The sequence below is a fragment of the Sphaerisporangium krabiense genome, assembly GCF_014200435.1.
Lineage (GTDB): Bacteria > Actinomycetota > Actinomycetes > Streptosporangiales > Streptosporangiaceae > Sphaerisporangium > Sphaerisporangium krabiense.
In genome coordinates, this window is sequence record NZ_JACHBR010000004.1 from 1 (window position 1) to 17,162 (window position 17,162).

A 17,162-nucleotide genomic window follows, 5' to 3' on the forward strand; every position below is an offset into this window, starting at 1 on the left:
CGCGGGCGCCGCGCCGGTCCGTCCCCGACGGCAAGGGCGGCCACCTGGTGGACGGCCTGCTGATCCCGCCGTCGTACTCGTTCGCCACGCTGGCCCGGCTGCCCCGGTTCCGGCTGTACGCCTCGCTGCTGCAACAGCCGGGCGCCGAGACGCCGGACTTCGCGGCGCAGGTCGACGAGATCCTCGCCCTGCTGGACGGCACCTACGTGTCGGCCGACGGCATCGACGCGCACGCCGTCCCCGGCGAGGGCGCCGAGCTGGCGGTGTGGGTGCTCGGCAGCAGCGGCGGCCAGAGCGCGCGGGTCGCGGGCGAGCGCGGGCTGCCGTTCGCGGCGAACTACCACGTCAGCCCATCCAGCGTGCTGGAGGCGGTGGACGCCTACCGCGCGGCGTTCAAGCCCTCGGCGACGCTCGCCGCCCCGTACGTGCTGGTGTCGGCGGACGTGCTGGTGACCCCGGACGACGAGACGGCCCGCGCGGTGGGCGCGCCGTTCGGCCACTGGGTGCGGTCGATCCGCACCGGCCGGGGCGCGATGCCGTACCCCTCGCCGGAGGAGGCCGCGGCCGACCCGCTGAGCGAGGAGGACCGCCTGCTGGTGGCCGACCGGCTGGACACGCGGTTCGCCGGGCCGCCGGAGACCGTGGTGGAGCGGCTACGGGTGCTCAGGGACGTCACCGGGGCCGACGAACTGCTCGTCACGACCATCGCCCACGACCACGCCGACCGGGTGCGCTCCTTCCGGCTGCTCGCCGAGGCCTGGGGCCTGGACTAGCGCGGCCGGGAACCGCGCCGGGGGGCTCGTTCGTCCCACGGGAGAGCAGGTGCGCGGCCTGGGGCGGCGATGGCAGGATGATTCCCCAGTCACCCCGCGGAAGCGGAGGAAGGGGGAGGATGTCCGCCGATCCCGGTGCGGCGCGCGGCGGCGCGCGCGAGCTCGCGGCGCGCTACCAGGAACGCGGCGACCCGCTCGGCTGGTTCGAGCCGCTGTACTCGGCGGCCGAGCGCGGCGAGGGCGTGGTCCCCTGGGCGCACCGCGTGCCGAACTCCCTGGTCGTGGGCTGGGCCGAGGCCACGGCGGCGAACGGCGCCGGACGCACCGCGCTGGTCCCCGGCTGCGGGCTCGGCGACGACGCCGAGTACCTGGCGGGGCTCGGCTTCGCGGTGACCGCCTTCGACATCGCCCCGACGGCCGTCGCGGCCGCCCGCCGCCGCTTCCCCGGCACCTCCGTGCGCTACGTCACCGCCGACCTGCTGGACCCGCCCGCCGCGTGGCGGGGCGCCTTCGACCTGGTGGCCGAGGCGTACACGCTGCAGGTCCTGCGCGGGCCGCTGCGCGAGCGCGCCATGGCGTCCCTGGCGGGCCTGCTCGCGCCCGGGGGCACGCTGCTGGTCGTGGCCCGCGCCCGCGAGGAGTCCGACCCGCCCGGCCACATGCCCTGGCCGCTCACCCGCGCCGAGGTCGAGTCCTTCGGGGCACGCGCGCTGACCGCGGCGCGCGTGGACCTGGTGCCGGGGCCGCCCGGCGGCGACCCTCCGGTGCGGTACTGGCGCGCGGAGTTCCGCGCGGCGTGACCGGCACGCCCGCGAGGGGGACCCGCGCACGACGTCCCGTCCCCCAGCACCGACGACCGAGGAGCGGCACGTGACGAAGCGTCCCCTGATACTTCTGGACGTGGACGGGGTGCTGAACCCGGCCAGGCGCCACTCCCTGCGGCAGCGCCGCCACGAGTGCGTGCTGGACGGCCGCTCCTACCGGATCCTGCTCGACGCCCGGCACGGCGCCAAGCTGGCGGCGCTGGCCCGCGACACCGGCGCCGAGCTGGCCTGGGCCACCACCTGGGAGGATCACGCCAACGCCGAGATCGCCCCGCGCCTCGGCCTGCCCGCGCTGCCCGTCATCGCGGTGAACGGCGACCCGGGCTCGCGCGCGGGCGAGCACTTCAAGACCCGGCACGTCGCCGAGTACGTCGCCGGGCGGCCGTTCGTCTGGTTCGACGACGGCCTCGGCGTCCCCGACTGGCAGTACCTCAAGGACCATCCCGGCGTGGGCGAGTTCCTGCTGGTCGACGTGGAGCCCCGCACCGGGCTCACCGACGCGCACCTGGAGCGCGCCCGCGCCTGGCTGTCGGGCCGAGACGCCGAGGCCGTTGATCGTTAACCGCCCCGCCATCCCGGGGACAGGTGCGGCCGTTAGCGTGCCCCGCGGATCACGAGAGTGGGGTGTGCCCGGACATGAAGAAGTCAACGCTGGCGGTGCTCGCGGCCGGAGCGATGGTGGCCATCGCGTTTCCGCAGACCGCTACCGCCGGAGACCGCGACCACCACGGCGGCGAGCCCATCGTCATCGGCCACCGCGGTGCCAGCGCCATCCGGCCTGAGCACACGCTGTTGTCCTACGAGGCGGCGATCAAGCTGGGGGCCGACTACATCGAGCCGGACCTGGTGTCCACCAAGGACCACGTGCTGGTCGCCCGGCACGAGAACGAGATCGGCGGCACCACCGACGTCGAGAACCACCCCGAGTTCACGGCGCGCAGGACCACCAAGACCATCGACGGCGTGGCGGTGACCGGCTGGTTCACCGAGGACTTCACGCTGGCCGAGCTGCGCACGCTGCGCGCCGAGGAGCGCATCCCCGACCTGCGCCCGGACAACACCGCGTTCAACGGGCTGGCGCAGGTCCCGACCCTCGACGAGGTGCTCGACCTCGCCCGCCGCAACGGCGTGGGCGTCTACCCCGAGACCAAGCACCCGAGCTACTTCGACTCGATCGGGCTGTCGCTGGAGGAGCCGCTGCTGCAGACGCTGAAGCGCCACGGCCTCGACGGCCCGCGCGCGCCGGTGTTCATCCAGTCGTTCGAGACCGGGAACCTCAAGGAGCTGCGCCGGCTGACCCGCCTGCCGCTGATCCAGCTCGTCAACGGCAGCGGCGCCCCCTACGACTGGGTGGCGGCCGGCGACAAGCGCACCTACGCCGACATGGTGACCCCGGAGGGGCTGCGGGAGGTGGCCGGGTACGCCGACGGCGTGGGCGTGGCGACCACGCGGATCGTCCCGGCGGGCCCGGACGGCAGGCTGCTGCAGCCGACCACGCTGATCAAGGACGCGCACCGCCGCGGCCTGAAGGTGCACACCTGGACGATCCGCCCGGAGAACTCGCAGCTCCCGGTGGACTACCGGCTCGGCGATCCCGCGAGCCCGGCCTTCCCCCGCGCCACCGGCGACGTCACCGGCTGGCTGGAGCGGTTGTACGGCCTGGGCGTGGACGGGGTGTTCTCCGACGACCCGGGCATCGCGGTCGCCACGCGGGCCCGCCTGTTCTAGCGGGCTCGGCTCTGGCGGGCCTGGCCTGGCGGGCCTGGTCTGGCGGCTCGGCCGAGAGGGCGGCCGCCGGCGGGCCCGGTCCGCCGGCGGCCGCGGGGGCGTCCCCGCGCGGGGACCGAAGGGAGGGTCCTCGCGCGAGGGCGCGGGAGGGGACGTCTCAGCTCGCGGCGGCGCAGATGGCGTAGACGCTGATGCCCACGTCGGCGTAGCGGTTCTGGCGGCCGAGGCCGATCCAGCCCTTGCCGTCCTCGGTGGGGAAGCTGCCGACGAGGACGGCGTCGTTGCCCTGGGCCTCGGCGCCCCCGCCGACCGCCCGCTTGCCGTTGGGGCAGTACACGGTGCGGCGCTGGAAGTTGGGCACGTTGGCGTTGGGCAGCTTGACGATCTGGTAGCCGGTGAAGTCGGCGGCCGGGCGCACGGCGGCGGGGGCGGGGGCCGGGACGGTGGCCGCGCCGGAGGCGGGGGCGGCGGCGATCGTGGCCAGCCCCGCGCAGCAGGCGGCGGCGACCGCCCCGAGCGTCCAGAGCTTCTTGGCGTGCATGGCGTCTCTCCTTCGAATGGTTCCCCGCCCCGTCTCGCGCGGCCGGCGACGGGACGCACCGTCGCGTTCCCCGTGGCGTCGGGGGCTGGGGATCTTCGGTTCGTCACCGGAAGTATCCAGATAGCCACTCAGCGTGTCCATGCCGTCGCCGGGGCCGCCGGGGCCCGTGGAGCGGCGCCCACTTTTGCCGCCGTAATCGCTTGACGCGGCCACCGGCCGGGCGACCTGCGCGTTCCGCGCGCCGTCCCGGCCCGCGCGCCGCCCGGGGCGCGGGCGTGTCGCGGCACCCTACGGCCACAAGAGGACAGCCCGGAGGACGGCCTGGCGCCCCTTACATCCCCTTTATCAGACAAGATCCCCATATTGGGGAGATCATATGTTTTGCGGCACTAATCCTATTTAGTGCTTCAAATGGTGGAATGCCGGGTACGTGATGCTTAGCCGCCCGCCGGCGCCGCCAACGACCGGACGGACGCCTGATTCTCGCCTGGTTCTGCACCTTTGCCCGCCTCCGGCCGCCTTTTCCGACTTTCTCCGCGCAGCTTCGGGACCCCTTCGCGACCTGTTCACCTTTCGCACCGGTCCGGCGCATTCCGGCCCGCACGCTTCGGTCCGCGCCGTCCCGCCCGCCGCCCGCTCCCGCCGCACACGCCGCACACGCCGCACACGAAGTGGAGGTCTCCACGGCTCTGCCGACCGTCCACGCCTCGCCCTAGGAGGTCCCATGATCGGTACGGAGAACAGCGACGCGCGGGTCCGCGACCTGGCGGACGTGGAGGAGTTCGCCCGGCGGTGCTTCCAAGGCTCCCCCGGCGACCAGGTCGGGGTCGAGCTGGAGTTCCTGGTCTTCGACCGCGCCGACCCTGCGCGCCAGGTCGGCGTGTCCCGGATCATCGACGCCCTTCCCCCGCTGACGCGCGGCAGCGCCCTCACCTTCGAGCCCGGCGGCCAGCTCGAACTGTCCGGTTCCCCGGCCCCGCTGGCCCGGGCGGTGCGCCAGGTGGCCGCCGACCTGGACACCGCGCGCCGCGCCCTCGGCGACGACGGGCTGCTGCTCGCCGGGATCGGCCTGGACCCGATCCGGCCGCCCGAGCGCCAGCTCCGCGCGCCCCGCTACGAGGCGATGGCCGAGCTGCTCGGCGTCCCCTACGGCCCGCTGATGATGTGCCTGTCGGCGTCCATCCAGGTCAACGTGGACCTTGGCCCGAAGCCCGCGGTCCGCTGGGAGCGCGCCTGCGCCCTCGGCCCCGTCCTGAACGCCGCCTTCGCCAACTCGCCGCTGACCGGTTCGCGGCCGTGCGGGTGGATGTCGGGACGCCAGGCCGTCTGGCTGCACCTGGACCCCACGCGCACCCGCCCCGTGGTCTGGGAGGACGACCCGGCCGCCGCGTGGGCGCGCTACCTCATGGACGCCCGCCTCATGCTGCTGCGTGAGAAAGGGACCCGCCGCCCGCCCTCCCCCAGCCGGGCCACCTTCGCCGACTGGACGCGCTCGCCGCACCTCGGCGGGCACCCGCCCACGGTCCGCGACCTGGCCTACCACGCCACCACCGTTTTCCCGCCGGTACGGCCGCGCGGGTGGCTGGAGGTCCGCTACCTCGACGCGCTGCCCCCGCGCTGGTGGCCCGCCTGCGTGGCCGTCACCGGCGCCCTGCTGCTGGACGACCGGGCCGCCGACGCCGCCCTGGCCGCCGCCGCGCCGCTGGCCGACCGCTGGTGGCACGCCGCGCGGGTGGGCCTCGGCGACCCGCGCGTGCGCCGCGCCGCCGAGGAGTGCTTCCGCGCCGCCGCGCCGGCCCTCCCCCGGCTCGGCGCCGAGCCGTGGCTGGTCGCCGACGTGGAGTCCTACGCCGAGCGGCACGTCGTGCCGGGGCGGTCGCCCGCCGCCGAGGCGCTGCGCCGCGCCCGCGAGCCCGGCGCCGGCCCGCTGGCCTGGCTGAGCGAGGAGGTCGTGGCATGACCGCGGCGACGCGGCTGAAGGACCGCATCGCCGCCGAGCTGGAGGAGGGCCGCGGCCGCTCGCTGACCTACACCGACATCGACGACGACCTGCTGGTGCGCCAGCACTCCCCGCTGATGTCCCCGCTGGTGTGGGATCTCGCGCACGTCGGCAACTACGAGGAGCTGTGGGTTCTGCGCGCGCTGGCCGGCGCGGAGCCGACCCGGCCGGAGATCGACACGCTGTACGACGCCTTCGCCCACCCGCGCAAGGAGCGCCCCCTCCTGCCCCTGCTCGGCCCCGCCGAGGCCCGCACCTACATCGCCGGGGTGCGCGGCCGGGTGCTGGACGTGCTGGACCTGATGGAGGACGGGGACCTGTACGGCCACGATCCGCTGCGCGCGGGCGGCTTCGCCTTCGGGCTGGCGCTCCAGCACGAGCACCAGCACGGCGAGACGATGCTGGCCACGCTGCAGCTGTCGGGCCGTCCCGGGCTCGTGCGCGACGGCGCGCTGCCCGCGGGACGGCCCGGCGGCCCGGCGGAGGTGCTCGTCCCCGCCGGCCCGTTCCGCATGGGCGCGGGAAGCGACCCCTGGGCCTACGACAACGAGCGGCCCGCCCACGAGGTGGACCTGCCCGCGTACTGGATCGACCGCCTGCCGGTGACCTGCGGCGCCTTCGCGGCGTTCGCCGAGGACGGCGGCTACGACGACCCCCGCTGGTGGGTTCCGCGCGGGTGGCGCTGGCGCGTGCGGCAGGGCGTGACGGCCCCGCTGTACTGGACGCGCGAGCCGGGCGGCGGGTGGTGGCGCTCCCGGTTCGGCCGGATGGAGCCGGTGCCGCCGGAGGAGCCCGTGCAGCACGTGAGCTGGTACGAGGCCGACGCCTACGCCCGCTGGGCGGGCAGGAGGCTGCCCACCGAGGCCGAGTGGGAGAAGGCCTGCGGCTGGGATCCCCGCGCCGGTCGCGCCCGCGCCTACCCGTGGGGCGACGCCGTGCCCGGGCCCGGGCACGCCAACCTGGGGCACCGCGCGTCGCGGCCGGCCCCGGCGGGCGCGTTCCCCGCGGGCGCGAGCCGCTACGGGGCCGAGCAGATGATCGGGGACGTCTGGGAGTGGACCGGGTCGTGGTTCGTGCCCTATCCCGGGTTCCGCGCGTTCCCCTACCGGGAGTACAGCGAGGTGTTCTTCGGCCGTGACCACCGGGTGCTGCGCGGCGGCTCGTGGGCCACCCACGCCCTGGCCGTGCGCGCCTGCTTCCGCAACTGGGACCTGCCGATCCGGCGGCAGATCTTCGCGGGGTTCCGCTGCGCGCGCCCGGCCTCGCCCGAGGAGGCGTAGATGTGCCGGCACGCGGCGTGGCTCGGCGCGCCCCGCGCGCTCGCCTCGCTGCTCCAGGAGCCCGCCCACGGGCTGTGCCGGCAGGCGTACGCGCCGCGCATGCAGCGGTGCGGCACGGTGAACGCCGACGGCTTCGGGATGGGCTGGTACGACCCCGATTCGGGGCCCGAGCCGGTGCGCTACCGCCGTGGCGTCCCCATCTGGGCCGACGCCAACCTGCCCGGCCTGGCCCGGGCCGCGCGCTCGGGCTGCCTGATGGCCGCGGTGCGCTCGGCCAGCCCCGGCATGCCGGTCGAGGAGTCGGCCACCGCGCCGTTCGCCGAGGGGCGCTGGCTGCTCAGCCACAACGGGCGGGTGGACCGCGCGGCGGTGCGCCCGCTGGCCGGGGACCGCTTCCCCGAGAGCCCGTGCGACTCGGCGTGGCTGGCCGCGGCGGTGTTCGCGCGGCTCGCCGCGGGCGCGCGGCTCGGCGCCGCGACGGCGGACGTGGTCGCGCTCGCGGGGCGGTGCGACCCCGCCGCGCGGCTGAACCTGCTGGTCGGCGACGGCGCCACGCTCGTGGCCACGGCCTGGAACGAGACCCTGTTCCTGCACCTGGGCGAGGGGGTGCTGCTCGCCAGCGAGCCTTTGGACGACCGGCCGGGCTGGGAGCCCGTGCCCGACCGGCATATCGTCCTCGCCACGCCCGACGGCGTGCGCGTCCAGCCGCTGTGACGCGCCCCGGGCCAGGGGCGTTCCGCGGTTCACCGGCCCGTCGCCACCTGTTCACCGGTCACCTCAGGAGGTTCGCGTGTCCGTCACCCAGATCCCGCTGCCGTTCCTGTACACCGTCGACCACATCGGGCCGGGGCACGCCCGCGAGGCCCTCGCGCGGGACGTCCTGGCCGGCCTGACCTCCTCCCCCAAGTGGCTGCCGCCCAAGTGGTTCTACGACGCCACGGGCAGCGCGCTGTTCGAGCGGATCACCCGGCTGCCGGAGTACTACCCCTTCCGCCGGGAGCTCGGCCTGCTGCGCGAGCACGCGCCCGAGATCGCCCGGCTGACCGGGGCCGAGAACCTGGTCGAGCTGGGCTCGGGCACCAGCGAGAAGACCGCGCTGCTGCTGGAGGCGCTCGGCGGGGCGGGCACGCTCAGGACGTACACGCCGGTGGACGTGGACGGCGAGACGCTGGAGGCGGCGGCGCGCCGGGTGTCGGCCGGGCACCCGGGCCTGGCGGTGTGGGCGGTGCGCGCCGACTTCGAACGGCACCTGGCGCTGCTGCCCCGGATCGGCAGGCGCCTGGTGGCCTTCCTCGGCGGGACGCTCGGCAACCTGGACGAGGAGGCGCGGGCGTCGTTCCTGGCCGCGCTGCGCGAGACCCTCTCCCCCGGCGACGGCCTGCTGCTCGGCGCCGACCTGGTCAAGGACACCGGGCGGCTCGTCGCCGCCTACGACGACGCCGCCGGGGTGACCGCGGCGTTCAACCGCAACGTGCTCGCGGTGCTGAACCGCGAGCTCGGCGCCGACTTCGCGCCCGAGGCGTTCGCGCACGTCGCGCTGTACGACGCGCGGCGGCGCCGGATCGAGATGCGCCTGCGCGCGACGCGGCAGACGCGGGTGCGCTTCCGCGTGCCGTCCCTGGAGGTGGTGTTCCGGGCGGGCGAGGAGATGCGCACGGAGATCAGCACCAAGTTCCACCGCTACCTGCTGGAGCGCGAGCTGGTGCGGACCGGCTACGTGCCGGTGCGCTGGTACACCGACCCCGGGCAGGACTACGCGCTGGCGCTGGCCGAGGTCCCCGGCGCGCCCGCCGCCCGCCCGGACCGCGACGAGGCCCGGCCGCGCCGGGGCAGGCGCCAGGGCGGCGCCTGACACGCCCCGGGCCGGGCGGACCCGGCCCCGTCCGGGGACGGCGTCAGGCGTCCTCCCAGAGGATCTGGCGCGGGGCGCGGGGCAGGCGCACGGCGCCGCTGCGGTCGGCCAGCGCCACCGCCTTGAGAAGCAGCGGATGGCCGTCCCCGAGGGCGGGACGGCCGTGGGCGAGCGGCTCGCGGTCCAGCAGCGGCGCCAGAAGCTCGTCCAGGCCGTCGAACCGGCCCGTCTCGAAGCGGCGCGCCGCCTCGTCGTAGCGGCCTTCGAGCAGCAGGGGGTGGCGGGGGTCGAGCCCGGCCGAGGCCAGGTTCGCGAGGGTCGCGCGGTGCCGGGAGGCGGCCTTGTCGTCGCCGCGCGCGTCCTCGCAGCGCGCCGTGAGCAGCAGCGTCCTGGCCCGCCCCGGCGGGTCCGCCGCGCCGGACTCCACCGCCTGGACGGTCCGCAGCACGCCGAGCGCCTCCTCGGGCTCGCCGCCGCCCAGCAGGGTCTCGGCGAGCGCCCGGCGCACCGACAGCAGCAGGGCGTCGGAGCCGGCGGGGGCGAGCAGGGCGGCCAGCTCGCCGAGCGCGGTCACCGCGGCGCCGGCCTCCTCGCCGAGCGCCCGCGCCCGCGCGTGCAGGACGCGGGCCTGCGCCCACAGCCGGAAGGAGACCTGCGCGGCGAACCAGTCGTCCAGGACGGGCGCGCGCTCCAGCAGCCGCACGACGGTGCCGGGGTCGCGCAGCACCAGCTCGGCCTGCGCGACGCGCACGATGTCGTGGTTGGGCCAGTACGCGGTCGGCTGGAGCAGGTCGGCGCGCTGCCGCCCGGCCTCCTGCAGCACGTGGCGCGCCTCGATGGGCTGGCCGGCCTCCAGCAGCGCCTCTCCCAGCGAGACGCGGGCGGCGACCACGTTGATGTCGCCGGGGTCGCCCAGGCGGGCCTGCCGGTCGGTGACCACGGCCTCGGCCTCGCGCAGGCCCTCCACGACCCGTCCCGCGCGCACGGCGGCGAGCGCGGCGGCCTGGGCGGTCAGCGTGAGCCGCCGCCAGGCCTGCGAGGCGGCGCCCGGCTCCTCGCCTCCGCCGGTCCCGTCGTCCTCGCCGGCCGCGCGGGCCTGCTCGACGCTGGCGACGCGGGCCTGCTCGATCAGCCGGCGTCCCTCCACCGGGCGCCCGGCCTCCACCAGCGTCTCGCCGAGGTGGTGGCGGGCGCGGGCGGCGTAGGCGGCGGTCTCCTCCGGGGCCAGGCCCTTCTCCTCCTCGGAGATCTCCAGCGAGTACTCGAAGCTCGCCTGGGCGGCCTCCAGGTCGCCGTACCGCAGCAGCGCGAGGCCGCGCCGGTTCTGCACGTCGCACCGGCTGCGCAGGCCCGCGCCGCCCGCCGGCGACGGGGCCGCGCCGGGGGCGGGCAGCAGCCCGGACAGCTCCCCGGCCTCGCGGGCCGCGCGCCTGAGCAGGATGCCGGTGTCCAGCAGCGAGCGCAGCACCCCGGCCTGGGCGTCGGCCTCGGCCGGGGTGCCGGGCGCGGACCTGCGCGCCACGTCCCTGGCGCGCTCGGCGACGTCCAGGTCGTTGATCCACGTGCCGGCCAGCGGCACCAGGTGCCGTTCGTACCAGTGCGCGCCGAGCGCCGCCGCCTGCCGGTCGACCGGGCCGTCGGGGTCGTCGGTGAGCGCGTCGAACGCCAGGTCCGACAGCTTCTCCGCGCACGCGCGCGCCCAGCCGGGCGGCGGCAGGCAGACGGCGCGGGCCGAGGCGGCGATCACGGGGGCCAGGTGGTCGGCGTAGGCGACGATCCGGCCGGACCAGCCGGCCGAGGCGGCGCGGCCGAGCGCGCCGTCGGGCCAGCCCGGGGGCTCCTGGGGCGCGGACTGGCGTTTCTCGGAGGTGGCGATGTCGCCGATGCCGAGCTGGACCTGCTGGGTGAGGAACGCCTCGGCCCGGTGGAAGCGGGCCACCAGCAGCAGCGCCTGGGTGAGCAGGTCGCGCGCCTCGACGAGCGCGACGGGCGTGTCGAGCCGCTCGCGGGGGCCCGCGCGCTCGGCGAACTCCACGAAGGCGTGCCGCAGGGCGAGCGCCACCAGGACCCGCCTGCTCTTGACCTCGTTGTAGAGCCAGACGGCGCTGCGCCGCCCGCTGTGCCCCTCCCGCGAGAGCCGCACGGCCGCCGCGACGTCCTCGGCCCTGACCAGGTGGTAATCGGTGTGGCGGAGGACCTCTGCCGCGGCCTCCCCGATCGCCGAGAGCCGTCTTTCCTGCGCCGACACCCTTGGAGCCCTCCTTGGTCGGTGGTGCGGTTGGCGTGTGGCAGTGGATATCAACGGCCAAAAGCCATATTGATCTCCAAAGCATATACTTCGGGCAAGTCCTGGGCTCCATGGGTTCGCCAGAGAGGTCCGCCTTCTGACGCGGGGGAATCGGTTCTCATCTTTCCAACGTTGCCTGGAAAGTGTCGATCGCGCGACCGGCAAACGCCTGGAAGAATAGCCTTGAACGGTAATAACCGGATATATCTCTCCGATAACTGGGCCCCCGCGGCCACGCCGGGGGTCACTCGTGGCCGGACAGGGTCTCCCGCAGGCCGCACACGGCCCGGTTCACCCGTTCCAGCGGCCCCTCGGTGACCGGGCCGGGACCGCGCACCGGCCTGCCCTCCCGCACCGCCCCGGCGATCCCGTCCAGGGACCGCGCCGCCTCCCGCACCGACTCCGGCGACGGCGTCGGCGCGCCGTGCTCGGTGCGCGCGACCGTGGCGGCGGTGGCGTCGGCGACCTGCTCCAGCGCGGTCATCGGGGCCATCCACGTGGTCACGCGCCGGCTCACCACGGCCGGCTCCGTCACCGCCCGCTGGAAGACCGTGCGCAGGTCGGCCAGCGCGTCGAACGCCTCGCGCCGCAGCGCGGTCCGGCCCGGGTGCGCCGGGTCGAAGGCGTGGCGCACGTAGCGGGCGATCGCCGAGACCGCGTCGGCGAACCGGGGCCGCACGGGCGCGTGCCAGCTCGCCGGCCAGGGCAGGTAGCCGAGCAGCAGCACGATGCCGCACCCGGCCAGCGTGTCCACCAGCCGCACCTCCGCCAGCCGCGGCCCCCCTCCGGTCAGCAGGTCCACCAGCAGCACCACCAGCGGGACCTGGAACGTCGACATCAGCCCCCAGTTGCGCTGCCGTCCGTACGGCAGCAGCGCGGCGAAGACGGCGATGGGGGCCAGGATGGCCGGGCCGTAGGGGACGACGGAGAGGATCACGGTGCCGATGACGGCCCCGGCGACCGTGCCGAGCCCCCGCTGCACCGCGCGCGCGAACACCGAGCCGAAGTCGGGCTTGAGCACCAGCGCGACGGTCAGCGTGGTCCAGTACGACCGCTCCAGCCAGTGCAGCTCGTTGAGCGCCGCCGCCGCGCCCATGCACAGCGTGAGGCGTGCGGTGTAGACCCGGGTGAGCGGCCCGGACCACACGCGCCGCCAGACCGCCGCCAGCCGCGCCGCGCGGCCCATGGGCTCGTAGGGCGGCTCCCCCGCCTCCAGGTCGCCGCGCGCCTCGGCGCCCACCAGCTCGGCGGCCCCGTTCACCGCCGAGCACAGCGCGGCCAGCGCGGGCGAGGACGGCTCCAGGCGCAGGCCGGGAGGGCGGCGCTCTCGACCCACGGCCGCGGCGAGCGCCCGCGCCGCGTCCACGACCTCGGGAGGAGGGTCACGGCCCTCCTGGGCGAGCGAGACCAGCGCGTGGCGGATCTGGGCGGCCTGGTTGAGCAGGGCCACCAGGTGGGTGCGCTCGGCGTCGGGCCCCGAGGCCGCCGACCGCGCGCCGAACACCACCTCGTAGGCCCGCTTGATCGCGTCGTCGAACGCGGCCGGCCCCCCGGGCGCGCCCGGATCCTCGGCGAGCTCGGCCAGCGCGCGGTAGACCCCCGTCACCGCGGCCGCCTCCGGCGCGCGCGGCCGGAAGGGCCAGCCCGCCAGGGCCAGCGCCAGCGCCCACAGCGCCCCGGCGAGATAGGCCAGGGCCCCGTACGCCCCGGACTCGGGGAACGGCACCCCTTGGGCGATCACCGTCATCACCAGGAGCTGCAGCGTGCCGATCGACCCCGCGTCCCCGGCCGTGCTGACCAGCGCCGCGACCACCGAGACCAGGGCCACGCCCGCGACCGCCCACCAGCCCGCCTCCCGCAGGGCGTGCCCGACCACGTAGCCGGTCGCGCCGCCCGCCCCCGCCGAGGACACCCGGATCAGCCGGGCCCGGTAGGACCCGCCCCGGTCGGCGAGCCCCGCCGCCATGCCGCCCATCGCGGGCAGCAGCCCCCGCATGAGCTGCCCGGCGAACAGGGCCACCACCAGCGGGACGGCGACGGAGGCCGCCATCCGCAGCATGGGCCCCCAGTCGGGGCGGGCCGACGCCGGGCGCACCGCCTCCACCAGCCAGCCGGGCGCGACGTCGGCGAGCCGGTCGGGGCGCGACAGCCAGGGCACCGCTCCCGGCCTCAGCGCACCAGGCGGTCCAGGCGGATGGGAAGGTCGCGGACCCGCACGCCGGTCGCGTGGTGGACGGCGTTGGCGATCGCGGCCGCAGTGCCGACGATGCCGATCTCGCCGATGCCCTTCGACCCCATCGGGTTGAGGTGCGGGTCGTCCTCCTCCACCCAGTACGCCCGCACGTCCGGCACGTCGGCGTGCGCGGCGATGTGGTACTGGGCCAGGTCGTGGTTCAGGTAGTCGCCGAACCGGGCGTCCATGACGCTCTCCTCCATCAGCGCCATCGACAGGCCCATCGTCATGCCCCCGACGAACTGCGAGCGCGCGGTCTTGGGATTGAGGATCCGCCCGGCGGCGAACACCCCGAGCAGGCGGGTCACCCGCGTCTCGCCGGTGGCGGCGTCCACGGCGACCTCGGCGAACTGGGCGCCGAAGGCGTGCCGCGCGTACTTCTCCTGCTCCTTGACCTCCTGGGCGGTGGCGGCCGACGCCTCCGCGCCGCCCGGCGGCACCCGGCCGCCCGACTCCTCCAGCTCGCGCGTCAGCGCCTCGCAGGCCCGCACGACCGCGGTGCCCCACGAGGCGGTGCCCATCGACCCGCCCGCCACCGGGGCCTGCGGCAGCGCGCTGTCGCCGATCTCCACCCGCACCAGGGCGACCGGGGCGCGCAGGGCGTCGGCGGCGATCTGGGTGAGGACCGTCTTGGCCCCGGTGCCGATGTCGGCGGCGGCGATCCGCACGGTGTAGGAGCCGTCCGGCTCGGCGCGCGCGGTGGCCTGGGCGGGCGCGCGGTAGGCCGGGTAGGTCGAGGAGGCCACGCCGGTGCCGTACAGCAGCCCGCCGCGCCGCCGCACCCCCGGGCGCGGGTCCCGGTCCGCCCAGCCGAACCGCCTGGCCCCCTCGCGCAGGCAGGCGAGCAGGTTGCGTGAGCTGAACGGCAGCCCGGCGTCGGGGTCCGTGGCGGGCTCGTTGCGCGCCCGCAGCTCGATCGGGTCCAGGCCGCAGGCCACGGCCAGCTCGTCCATCGCCGACTCCAGCGCGAACATGCCCGGGGTCTCCCCCGGCGCGCGCATCCACGACGGGGTGGGGACGTCCAGCCTGACCAGCCGGTGGGTGGTGCGCCGGTGCGGCGCGGCGTACATCATGCGGGTGGCGACGGCGGTCTGCTCGGCGAACTCCGCGAGCGTCGAGCTCTGCTCCCACACGTCGTGGACGATCGCGCTCAGCCTGCCGTCGGCCTCGGCGCCGAGCCGCACCCGCTGGATCGTCGGGGTGCGGTAGCCGGTGACCGCGAACATCTCGCGCCGCGTCACCGCCAGCTTGACCGGACGGCCGACCTGCTTGGCCGCCAGCGCCGCGAGCACCACGTACGGGTGGGCGCGCCCCTTGGCCCCGAAGCCGCCGCCGACGTACGGCGCGATGACCCGCACCTGCTCGGGCGGCATGCCGAACAGCGGCGCGAGCTGGCCGCGCAGCCCCGACGGCTGCTGGGTGGAGTCGTACACCGTCAGCCCGCCCGCGTCCCACTCGGCGACCGCGGCGTGCGGCTCCATCGGGTTGTTGTGCTCGGCGGGCGTGGTGTAGGCGGCGTCCACCACGACCGGGGAGGAGGCCAGCGCGGCGTCGGGGTCGCCGCGCTCGTCGTCGGCGGGGAAGCGCGGGTTGACGTGCTCGGGCCGGTACAGGCGCGGGTGGTCGGCGCGCAGCTCGACGTCGTGCCCCTCCTCGGCGTACTCCGGGCGCAGCAGCGCGGCGGCCTCCTGGGCGGCCTCCAGCGTCTCGGCGACGACGACCGCGACGTACTGGCCCCGGTAGGCGACGCGCGGCGACTGCAGCACCGACAGCTCGGCCGCGTCGCTCGGCGCGAGGCGCGGCGCGTTGCCGTGCCAGATCACCGCGATCACGCCGGGGACCTTGAGCGCGGCGCCGGCGTCCATGCCCTTGATCTCGCCTCGGGCGATCGTGGCCTGCACGGGCGCGGCGTAGGTCAGGTCGCGGGGCCGGTACTCGAAGGCGAAGCGGGCGGCGCCGGTGACCTTCTCCACACCGTCCACCCGGTCCAGGGCCGATCCGACGTATTTGACGTCCGTGGTGGTCATGGCATCTCCGCGAGGTCGGCGAGCACGCGCAGGAGCAGGTTGCGGGCGAGCGGCACCTTGAAGCCGTTGCGGGGCAGCGGCCGCGCGGCGGCGAGCTCGGCGTCGGCGGCCCGGGCGAACGCCGCCTCGGTGGCCGGGGCCCCGCGCAGGGCGGCCTCGGCCGCCTCGGCCCGCCAGGGCACGTGCGCGACGGCGCCGAGCGCGATGCGGCAGTCGCGCACCACGCCGCCGTCCACCTCCAGCGCCGCGGCGACCGACAGGACCGCGAAGGAGAACGAGGCGCGGTCGCGGGCCTTGCGGTAGCGGGAGCGCGCGGCGAGCGGCAGCGCGGGCAGCTCGACCGCCGTGATCAGGTCGCCCGGTTCCAGCACGGTGTCGCGGCTCGGGTCGTCGCCGGGCAGGCGGTGCAGGCCCGGCATGGGGACGGCACGCGCGCCGCCGGGGCCCTCCACGCGCACCTGGGCGCCGAGCGCGACCAGCGCGACCGCCATGTCGGAGGGGTGGGTGGCCACGCAGCTCTCGGAGTGGCCGAGGATGGCCAGGTTGCGATGGTCGCCGGTGCGCGCCGGGCAGCCCGAGCCCGGCTCGCGCTTGTTGCACGGCTTGGTGACGTCCTGGAAGTAGGAGCACCGGGTCCGCTGGAGCAGGTTGCCGCCCACGGTGGCCATGTTGCGGAGCTGGCCGGAGGCGCCCGACAGCAGCGCCTCGGCGAGCACCGGGTAGCGGCGCCGCACCAGCGGGTGGGCGGCCAGGTCGCCGTTGCGCACGCCCGCGCCGACCAGCAGGCCCCCGCCGGGGGTCTCCTCGATCACGTCGTCGGCGAGGCGGCTGACGTCGACCAGCGCGCCGGGCTCGACCACCCCGAGCCGCATCAGGTCGACGAGGTTGGTGCCGCCGCCCAGGTACACCGCGCCGTCGCCGAGCATCGCCACGGCCGAGCGCGCGTCGGCGGGCCGCGCGTAGGAGAAGGGCCTCATCGCGACACCTCCGCGATCGCCGCGACGATGCCGGGATAGGCGCCGCAGCGGCACAGGTTGCCGCTCATGCGCTCGCGGATCTCCGCCTCGTCCAGGTCCGGCCGGTCGGCGGCGACGTCGGGGGTGACCGCGCTCGGCCAGCCCCGGCCCGCCTCGTCCAGCATCCCGGCCGCCGAGCAGAGCTGCCCGGGGGTGCAGTAGCCGCACTGGAAGGCGTCGTGCTCGATGAACGCCTTCTGCAGCGGGTGGAGACCTTCGGGGCCCTCCAGGCCCTCGACGGTCGTGATCGGACGGTCGTCGACGGTCACCGTGAGCGTGAGGCACGCGGTGACGCGCCTCCCGTCCACCAGCACCGTGCACGCCCCGCACTGGCCGTGGTCGCAGCCCTTCTTGGCGCCGGCGAGGCCGAGGCGTTCGCGGAGGGTGTCGAGCAGGGTCTCCCGCGTGTCAACGGAAAGGGGATATGGCCGCCCGTTGACGGAGAGTTCGAGGTCAACGGTCATCGGTACCGAGGCGGAGTCGCCCCGCGGTTCGTTCGCTCGGGCCTTCACCCGCGCTTCCCTACCCCCGAGGACGCCAGGGATACCCCATGCGTTCTCCATGGTGAGTGGCCGGAGGCGGACGGGGGGTCATCGCGGGGT

At 76.1% G+C, this 17,162-nt stretch carries 14 protein-coding genes; 8 read left to right on the forward strand and 6 right to left on the reverse strand.

What is annotated here, in order from left to right:
* From BJ981_RS36875 to BJ981_RS36890, 4 genes are all read left to right on the forward strand, one after another.
* Positions 1-773, forward strand: a 773-nt coding sequence (locus tag BJ981_RS36875; RefSeq protein WP_184618172.1) for an LLM class flavin-dependent oxidoreductase, incomplete at its 5' end; no start/stop codon positions are given.
* Between the two features lie 119 nt (positions 774-892).
* Positions 893-1,573 (forward strand): class I SAM-dependent methyltransferase, encoded by a 681-nt coding sequence (locus tag BJ981_RS36880; protein WP_184618173.1) that lies wholly within the window; start codon positions 893-895, stop codon positions 1,571-1,573.
* Between the two features lie 70 nt (positions 1,574-1,643).
* Positions 1,644-2,159 carry an HAD domain-containing protein gene (locus tag BJ981_RS36885; RefSeq protein WP_239139046.1) on the forward strand — a complete coding sequence of 172 codons (516 nt, stop codon included), beginning with the start codon at positions 1,644-1,646 and terminating at the stop codon, positions 2,157-2,159.
* Between the two features lie 74 nt (positions 2,160-2,233).
* Positions 2,234-3,325 (forward strand): glycerophosphodiester phosphodiesterase, encoded by a 1,092-nt coding sequence (locus BJ981_RS36890; protein WP_184618174.1) that lies wholly within the window; start codon positions 2,234-2,236, stop codon positions 3,323-3,325.
* Between the two features lie 157 nt (positions 3,326-3,482).
* On the opposite strand, the gene BJ981_RS36895 is transcribed toward BJ981_RS36890, so the two are convergent.
* Positions 3,483-3,866 (reverse strand): hypothetical protein, encoded by a 384-nt coding sequence (locus tag BJ981_RS36895; RefSeq protein ID WP_184618175.1) that lies wholly within the window; start codon positions 3,864-3,866, stop codon positions 3,483-3,485.
* A gap of 724 nt (positions 3,867-4,590) precedes the next feature.
* Between BJ981_RS36895 and egtA the strand changes: the two genes are divergently transcribed.
* The 4 genes from egtA to egtD all read left to right on the forward strand — a co-directional run bounded on the left by egtA (position 4,591) and on the right by egtD (position 8,997).
* Positions 4,591-5,826, forward strand: a complete 1,236-nt coding sequence (gene egtA / locus BJ981_RS36900; protein ID WP_184618176.1) for an ergothioneine biosynthesis glutamate--cysteine ligase EgtA — start codon at positions 4,591-4,593, stop codon at positions 5,824-5,826.
* Entirely contained in the window at positions 5,823-7,145 is a 1,323-nt protein-coding gene (egtB, locus tag BJ981_RS36905) for an ergothioneine biosynthesis protein EgtB (protein WP_184618177.1), read from the forward strand. The genes egtA and egtB overlap by 4 nt, the downstream gene beginning before the upstream one ends.
* Positions 7,146-7,859 (forward strand): ergothioneine biosynthesis protein EgtC, encoded by a 714-nt coding sequence (gene egtC / locus BJ981_RS36910; protein WP_184618178.1) that lies wholly within the window; start codon positions 7,146-7,148, stop codon positions 7,857-7,859.
* Positions 7,860-7,965: 106 nt separating this feature from the next.
* A complete protein-coding gene (gene egtD / locus BJ981_RS36915) occupies positions 7,966-8,997 on the forward strand; it encodes an L-histidine N(alpha)-methyltransferase (RefSeq protein WP_221315657.1) in 1,032 nt (343 codons plus the stop codon).
* A 43-nt stretch (positions 8,998-9,040) separates the two neighbouring features.
* Here egtD and BJ981_RS36920 read toward each other — a convergent pair whose 3' ends face one another.
* The 5 genes from BJ981_RS36920 to BJ981_RS36940 form a co-directional block, all read right to left on the reverse strand.
* Positions 9,041-11,245, reverse strand: a complete 2,205-nt coding sequence (locus BJ981_RS36920) for a hypothetical protein (RefSeq protein ID WP_184618180.1) — start codon at positions 11,243-11,245, stop codon at positions 9,041-9,043.
* Positions 11,246-11,528: 283 nt separating this feature from the next.
* Entirely contained in the window at positions 11,529-13,442 is a 1,914-nt protein-coding gene (locus tag BJ981_RS36925) for an FUSC family protein (protein WP_184618181.1), read from the reverse strand.
* 11 nt (positions 13,443-13,453) lie between these two features.
* Positions 13,454-15,544, reverse strand: a complete 2,091-nt coding sequence (locus BJ981_RS36930; RefSeq protein WP_184618182.1) for a xanthine dehydrogenase family protein molybdopterin-binding subunit — start codon at positions 15,542-15,544, stop codon at positions 13,454-13,456.
* A complete protein-coding gene (locus tag BJ981_RS36935; protein ID WP_184618183.1) occupies positions 15,541-16,521 on the reverse strand; it encodes an FAD binding domain-containing protein in 981 nt (326 codons plus the stop codon). The genes BJ981_RS36930 and BJ981_RS36935 overlap by 4 nt, the downstream gene beginning before the upstream one ends.
* On the reverse strand, positions 16,518-17,024 hold the full coding sequence (locus BJ981_RS36940) for a (2Fe-2S)-binding protein (protein WP_184618184.1): 507 nt from the start codon (positions 17,022-17,024) through the stop codon (positions 16,518-16,520). Before BJ981_RS36940 ends, BJ981_RS36935 begins: the two co-directional genes overlap by 4 nt.
* Positions 17,025-17,162 lie beyond the last annotated feature (138 nt).

Bases quoted from the DNA above. Each gene is read 5' to 3' on its own strand.
- BJ981_RS36940 (WP_184618184.1), bottom strand. From the start codon at position 17,024: ATGACCGTTGACCTCGAACTCTCCGTCAACGGGCGGCCATATCCCCTT.
- egtB (WP_184618177.1), top strand. From the start codon at position 5,823: ATGACCGCGGCGACGCGGCTGAAGGACCGCATCGCCGCCGAGCTGGAG.
- BJ981_RS36930 (WP_184618182.1), bottom strand. From the start codon at position 15,544: ATGACCACCACGGACGTCAAATACGTCGGATCGGCCCTGGACCGGGTG.
- BJ981_RS36880 (WP_184618173.1), top strand. From the start codon at position 893: ATGTCCGCCGATCCCGGTGCGGCGCGCGGCGGCGCGCGCGAGCTCGCG.
- egtA (WP_184618176.1), top strand. From the start codon at position 4,591: ATGATCGGTACGGAGAACAGCGACGCGCGGGTCCGCGACCTGGCGGAC.
- BJ981_RS36935 (WP_184618183.1), bottom strand. From the start codon at position 16,521: ATGAGGCCCTTCTCCTACGCGCGGCCCGCCGACGCGCGCTCGGCCGTG.
- egtC (WP_184618178.1), top strand. From the start codon at position 7,146: ATGTGCCGGCACGCGGCGTGGCTCGGCGCGCCCCGCGCGCTCGCCTCG.
- BJ981_RS36895 (WP_184618175.1), bottom strand. From the start codon at position 3,866: ATGCACGCCAAGAAGCTCTGGACGCTCGGGGCGGTCGCCGCCGCCTGC.
- BJ981_RS36890 (WP_184618174.1), top strand. From the start codon at position 2,234: ATGAAGAAGTCAACGCTGGCGGTGCTCGCGGCCGGAGCGATGGTGGCC.